The following is a 5,308-nucleotide window of genomic DNA, read 5'->3' as shown; positions in this document are numbered from 1 at the left end:
CCTGCTGCTGTCGATGCCCGGCACGCCGACGTTGTATTACGGCGACGAAATCGGCATGGGCGACAACATCTACCTCGGTGACCGCGACGGCGTGCGCACGCCGATGCAATGGTCTATCGACCGCAACGGCGGTTTCTCCCGCGCCGACCCGGCCAGTCTGGTGTTGCCGCCGATCATGGACCCGCAATACGGCTACCTGTCGGTCAACGTTGAAACCCAGGCCGGCGACCCGCATTCGTTGCTCAACTGGACGCGGCGCATGCTGGCTGTGCGCAAGCAGTCCAAGGCATTCGGGCGTGGCACGCTGAAGATGCTGTCGCCGAGCAACCGGCGGATTCTGGCGTACACCCGGGAGTTCACCGACGCCGACGGCAAGCACGAAATCATCCTTTGCGTGGCTAACGTCTCGCGCAGCGCACAGGCAGCGGAGCTCGATCTGTCGGCGTACGTCGGCATGGTCCCGGTGGAGATGCTCGGCGGCAATGCGTTCCCGCCCATCGGCCAGTTGAATTTCCTGCTGACCCTGGCGCCATACGGTTTCTATTGGTTTGCTCTCGCGACAGAAAACCAGATGCCGAGCTGGCACGTGGAGCCGGCGCAGAGCCTGCCGGACTTCACCACGCTGGTGCTGAAAAAACGCATGGAAGAGCTGCTCGATGCCCCGACCCGCAATACCCTCGAACAGGGCATCCTGCCGAGCTGGCTGCAGAACCGCCGCTGGTTTGCCGGCAAGGATGCGGCCATCGAGCAGGTGCATCTGGCCTATGGCGTGCGTTTTGGCGATGCGCAGCATCCGGTGCTGCTCAGCGAAATCGAAGTCACCAGCGGCGGGCAGACCAGCCGCTATCAACTGCCGTTCGGCTTCATCTCTGAAGATCAGGTCGGCCCGGCACTGCCGCAACAATTGGCGTTAGCCAGGGTCCGGCGTGGGCGGCAGGTGGGGCTGATCACCGATGCGTTCAGTCTGGAGGCGTTTATCCGTCATGTGCTGGAGGGCATGCAGGCCGCGACGGTGTTGGCGTCGGAGGCCGGGGAAATCCGTTTCGAAGCCACGGCGCAACTGGAAAAACTCGGGTTGGGTAGCGACCCCGAAGTGCGCTATCTGTCCGCCGAGCAATCCAACAGTTCGGTGGTGATCGGCAACAGCATGGTGCTTAAGCTGATCCGCAAAGTCGCTTCTGGCGTACACCCGGAACTGGAGATGAGCGCTTACCTGACCGCAGCCGGATTTGCCAATATCTCTCCGCTGCTGGGTTCGGTGATCCGCCGTGATGCCAAGGGTGAAGACAATCTGTTGATGATCGCCCAAGGCTATCTGAGCAATCAGGGCGATGCCTGGGAATGGACCCAGAACAACCTCGAGCGAGCGTTGCGTGACGAGTTGGCCGATGCGATGTCCGAGCAGGAGCAGCATTACAACGCCCTCGGCGAGCTGAAGGACTTTGCCGGCATGCTCGGCCAGCGCCTGGGCGAGATGCATAAAGTGCTGGCGGCGCCGAGCGACAACCCGGACTTCGCCCCGCAGACCACCAGCGCCAAGGAGGCACAAGCCACGGGCAAGGACGTTGCGGCGCAGGTCGAGCATGCGCTGAAGCTGCTTAAACAGCATCAGGGCCAGCTGGGCGCAGCCGATCAGAAACTGGTTGCGCGGCTGCTGGACAACAAAAAGGTCATCCTCGGCCATGTGCAGGAACTGGCGCAGAAAGCCGCTGGCGGATTACGCATCCGCGTGCACGGCGATCTGCATCTGGGCCAGGTGCTGGTGATCAAGGGCGATGCCTACCTGATCGATTTCGAGGGTGAACCGGCGCGACCGCTGCACGAACGGCGTGGCAAGCACAGCCCGTACAAGGATGTCAGCGGCGTGCTGCGTTCCTTCGATTACGCGGCGGCCATGACCATCAACGTGCACAACGTCGATCACAGTCCGGAGTCGGAAGCGGCGCGGCATCGAGTCGCCGAGCGCTATCTGCGTGAGGCCCGGGAGGCATTTGTCCAGGCATATCACCAAGCGGCAGCTAGTCTTGATCCTGCCTGGCAGGATCCTGCAGGTGCCGAAGCTGCGCTTGCGCTGTTCGGCCTGGAGAAGGCGGCCTATGAAGTGGCCTATGAAGCCGAAAATCGCCCCACGTGGCTGCCCGTGCCGTTGCACGGTTTGTATGGGTTATTGACGGGGCTTAAACCCTTTTCCGATCTTGGTGGAGAGTAGTCATGAGTTTCTCGAACAAGGAACAGGGTCAGGTCAAAGAGACACTGCTGCCCTCGGCGAAAGACATTGACGCGCTGGTGCGCGCCGAACATCACGACCCGTTTTCCATTCTCGGTCCGCACGGCGACGGCGCCGGTGGGCAATTCATCCGAGCCTATCTGCCCGGTGCGTTGAAAGTCGAAGTGCTGGACAAGGACAGCGGCGAAGAGCGCGGCGAACTGAACGCCACGGAAACCCCGGGCTTGTTTGTCGGGCACTTCGCGCAGGCGCGGCCGTATCTGCTGCGCACGCGCTGGGCCGGGGGAGAGCAGGTGGCGGAAGATCCCTACAGCTTCGGTCAATTGCTCGGCGAAATGGATTTGTACCTGTTCGCCGAAGGCAATCACCGTGATCTGAGCAGTTGCCTCGGCGCGCAATTGAAGACCGTCGATGGCGTCGACGGTGTGCGGTTCGCCGTGTGGGCGCCGAATGCCCGGCGGGTGTCGGTGGTCGGTGATTTCAACGTCTGGGACGGGCGTCGCCACCCGATGCGCCTGCGTCACCCGTCCGGGGTCTGGGAGCTGTTCATTCCGCGCCTGCAGGCGGGCGAGTTGTACAAATACGAAATCCTCGGCGCCCACGGCATTCTGCCGCTCAAGGCCGACCCTATGGCACTGGCCACCAGCCTGCCGCCGGACACCGCGTCGAAAGTCGCTGCGCCGCTGCAGATCGACTGGCAGGATCAGGACTGGATGAGCGGCCGTCGCGATCGGCAGAAGCATTCGGCGCCGCTGTCGATCTACGAACTGCATGCAGGTTCGTGGCAATGCGAGCTGGACGATCTGGGCGAGGTCGCCCGCCAGTACACCTGGCCGGAGCTGGCCGAACGGCTGATTCCTTACGTCAAGGAACTGGGTTTCACCCACATCGAACTGATGCCGATCATGGAACACCCGTTCGGCGGTTCGTGGGGTTATCAGTTGCTCTCGCAATTCGCCCCGAGCGCCCGCTACGGCACACCGCAGCAGTTTGGTGAGTTCGTCGACGCCTGCCACCGCGCCGACATTGGCGTAATCCTCGACTGGGTGCCGGCGCATTTCCCCACCGATACTCATGGTCTGGCGCAATTCGATGGCACGGCGCTGTACGAGTATGGCAACCCGCTGGAGGGCTTCCATCAGGATTGGGACACGCTGATCTACAACCTTGGCCGCACCGAAGTGCACGGCTATATGCTGGCGTCGGCCCTGCACTGGTTGAAGCATTTCCATGTCGATGGTCTGCGGGTCGATGCCGTGGCTTCGATGCTCTATCGCGACTATTCGCGCAAGGCCGGCGAGTGGGTGCCGAACCGCCACGGCGGGCGAGAGAATCTGGAAGCCATCGACTTCCTGCGCCACTTGAACGATGTGGTCGAGCTGGAAGCGCCGGGTGCGCTGGTGATCGCTGAGGAATCCACCGCATGGCCGGGCGTCAGCCAGAGCACCCAGCAGGGCGGTCTCGGTTTCGCCTACAAATGGAACATGGGCTGGATGCACGATTCGCTGCACTACATCCAGCAGGATCCGGTGTACCGCGCGCATCATCACAACGAACTGAGCTTTGGTCTGGTGTACGCCTGGTCCGAGCGTTTCATCCTGCCGATCTCTCACGATGAAGTGGTGCACGGCAAGCATTCGCTGATCGACAAGATGCCCGGTGACCGCTGGCAGAAATTCGCCAACCTGCGCGCCTATCTGAGTTTCATGTGGACCCATCCGGGCAAGAAGCTGTTGTTCATGGGCTGCGAGTTCGGCCAGTGGCGGGAGTGGAATCATGACCAGCAACTGGACTGGTACCTGCTGCAATACTCGGAACACAAAGGCGTACAGAAACTGGTCGGCGACCTCAACCGTCTGTACCGCGACGAGCCGGCGCTGCACGATCAGGACGACGCGCCGCAGGGCTTTCAGTGGCTGATTGGCGATGATGCGATCAACAGTGTGTATGCGTGGCTGCGCTGGAGCCGGGACGGCAAACCGGTGCTGGTGGTGGCCAACTTCACCCCGGTGCCGCGTCAGTCGTATCGGGTCGGCGTGCCGTTTGCCGGGCGTTGGGCGGAATTGCTCAACAGTGATGCCGACACCTACGCCGGGTCCAACTATGGCAATGGCGGCGGGGCGTTTACCGAAGAGGTGGCGAGCCATGGGCAGGCGTTGTCACTGGAGTTGAACCTGCCGCCGCTGGCGGTGCTGATTCTCAAGCCGGAGGGCTGATCCAGACACTGCTAACCCTGTGGGAGTGAGCTTGCTCGCGAAGACGATATGTCAGTCAACGATGATGTTGAATGTTCAGCCGCTTTCGCGAGCAAGCTCGCTCCCACAGTGATTCTGGATGATCCGAAAATCACCACCGCATCCGCACCCCCAGGCTGCCAATCAACCCGTTCAGGTCATTGTCATCCACATCACTGCTGTAATCGGCGCTGACATACAGGCTGACCGCAGGCGTCACCCGCGCCACCAACCCCAATCCCAACTCGACCGTCGACGATTTGCGGCTGCTGCTGATTTTGTCGACCTGATCCAGCGTTACCGTATTGCCGGTGTAGACCGTGTGCCAGAGGTTGGTGCGCACGTATGGCTCTACTGGCAGACCGTTCAGATCGTAACTGCCTTTCAAACGGGCGCCGACGCGACCGCTCCACGCTGACAGATCCGTCGAAGATGCATTACCGGAACCCGCGTAGGGCGTGTCGAGGGTAATGCGCTGGTTGATCAATTGCGCCTGGGGTTCGACCACCCAGTTTTCACTCAGGCCGATGGGGTACCCGCCCTCGACCGAGAAGGTCATCGCGCTGCCTTCGGTGGCCTGGCGCGCGCCCTGTTCATTGCGACTGAAACCGCTGACCCGGCCGCCACTGGCCGACAGGTCGACGTGCCAGCCCTGTGCGCCGGTCAGGCTGTAATACGCACCGAGGCTCTGGCCTTGCAGGTTCAGGGTGTCGGTGGTCGGGTCGGCGAGGGCGCGGCTGCTGATCAGGCCGCCATTATTGGCCAGGATCTGGTTGTGTCCACCCATCAGGCCGATGGTCTGGGTGTGGCCACTGGCGCTGCGCACGGTCAGCACCGGTGGGCTTTT

General features: G+C 62.1%; 3 protein-coding genes. 2 read left to right on the top strand and 1 reads right to left on the bottom strand.

Going from position 1 to position 5,308, the window contains the following annotated elements; genetic code table 11:
- Window positions 1-2,209, top strand: a 2,209-nt coding sequence (locus tag DBR18_RS05505; RefSeq protein ID WP_108589557.1) for a putative maltokinase, incomplete at its 5' end; no start/stop codon positions are given.
- Between the two features lie 2 nt (window positions 2,210-2,211).
- A complete protein-coding gene (glgB, locus tag DBR18_RS05500) occupies window positions 2,212-4,443 on the top strand; it encodes a 1,4-alpha-glucan branching protein GlgB (RefSeq protein ID WP_108589556.1) in 2,232 nt (743 codons plus the stop codon).
- A gap of 130 nt (window positions 4,444-4,573) precedes the next feature.
- Here the strand turns inward: glgB and DBR18_RS28805 are convergent.
- Window positions 4,574-5,308 (bottom strand): autotransporter outer membrane beta-barrel domain-containing protein (locus tag DBR18_RS28805; RefSeq protein ID WP_256588558.1); only part of this gene is annotated, 735 nt, incomplete at its 5' end.

Source organism: Pseudomonas sp. HMWF021, from assembly GCF_003061005.1.
Classification (GTDB): Bacteria; Pseudomonadota; Gammaproteobacteria; order Pseudomonadales; family Pseudomonadaceae; genus Aquipseudomonas.
The sequence above is the reverse complement of the archived record's forward strand: the minus strand, read 5'-3'. Positions and strand labels throughout refer to the sequence as shown.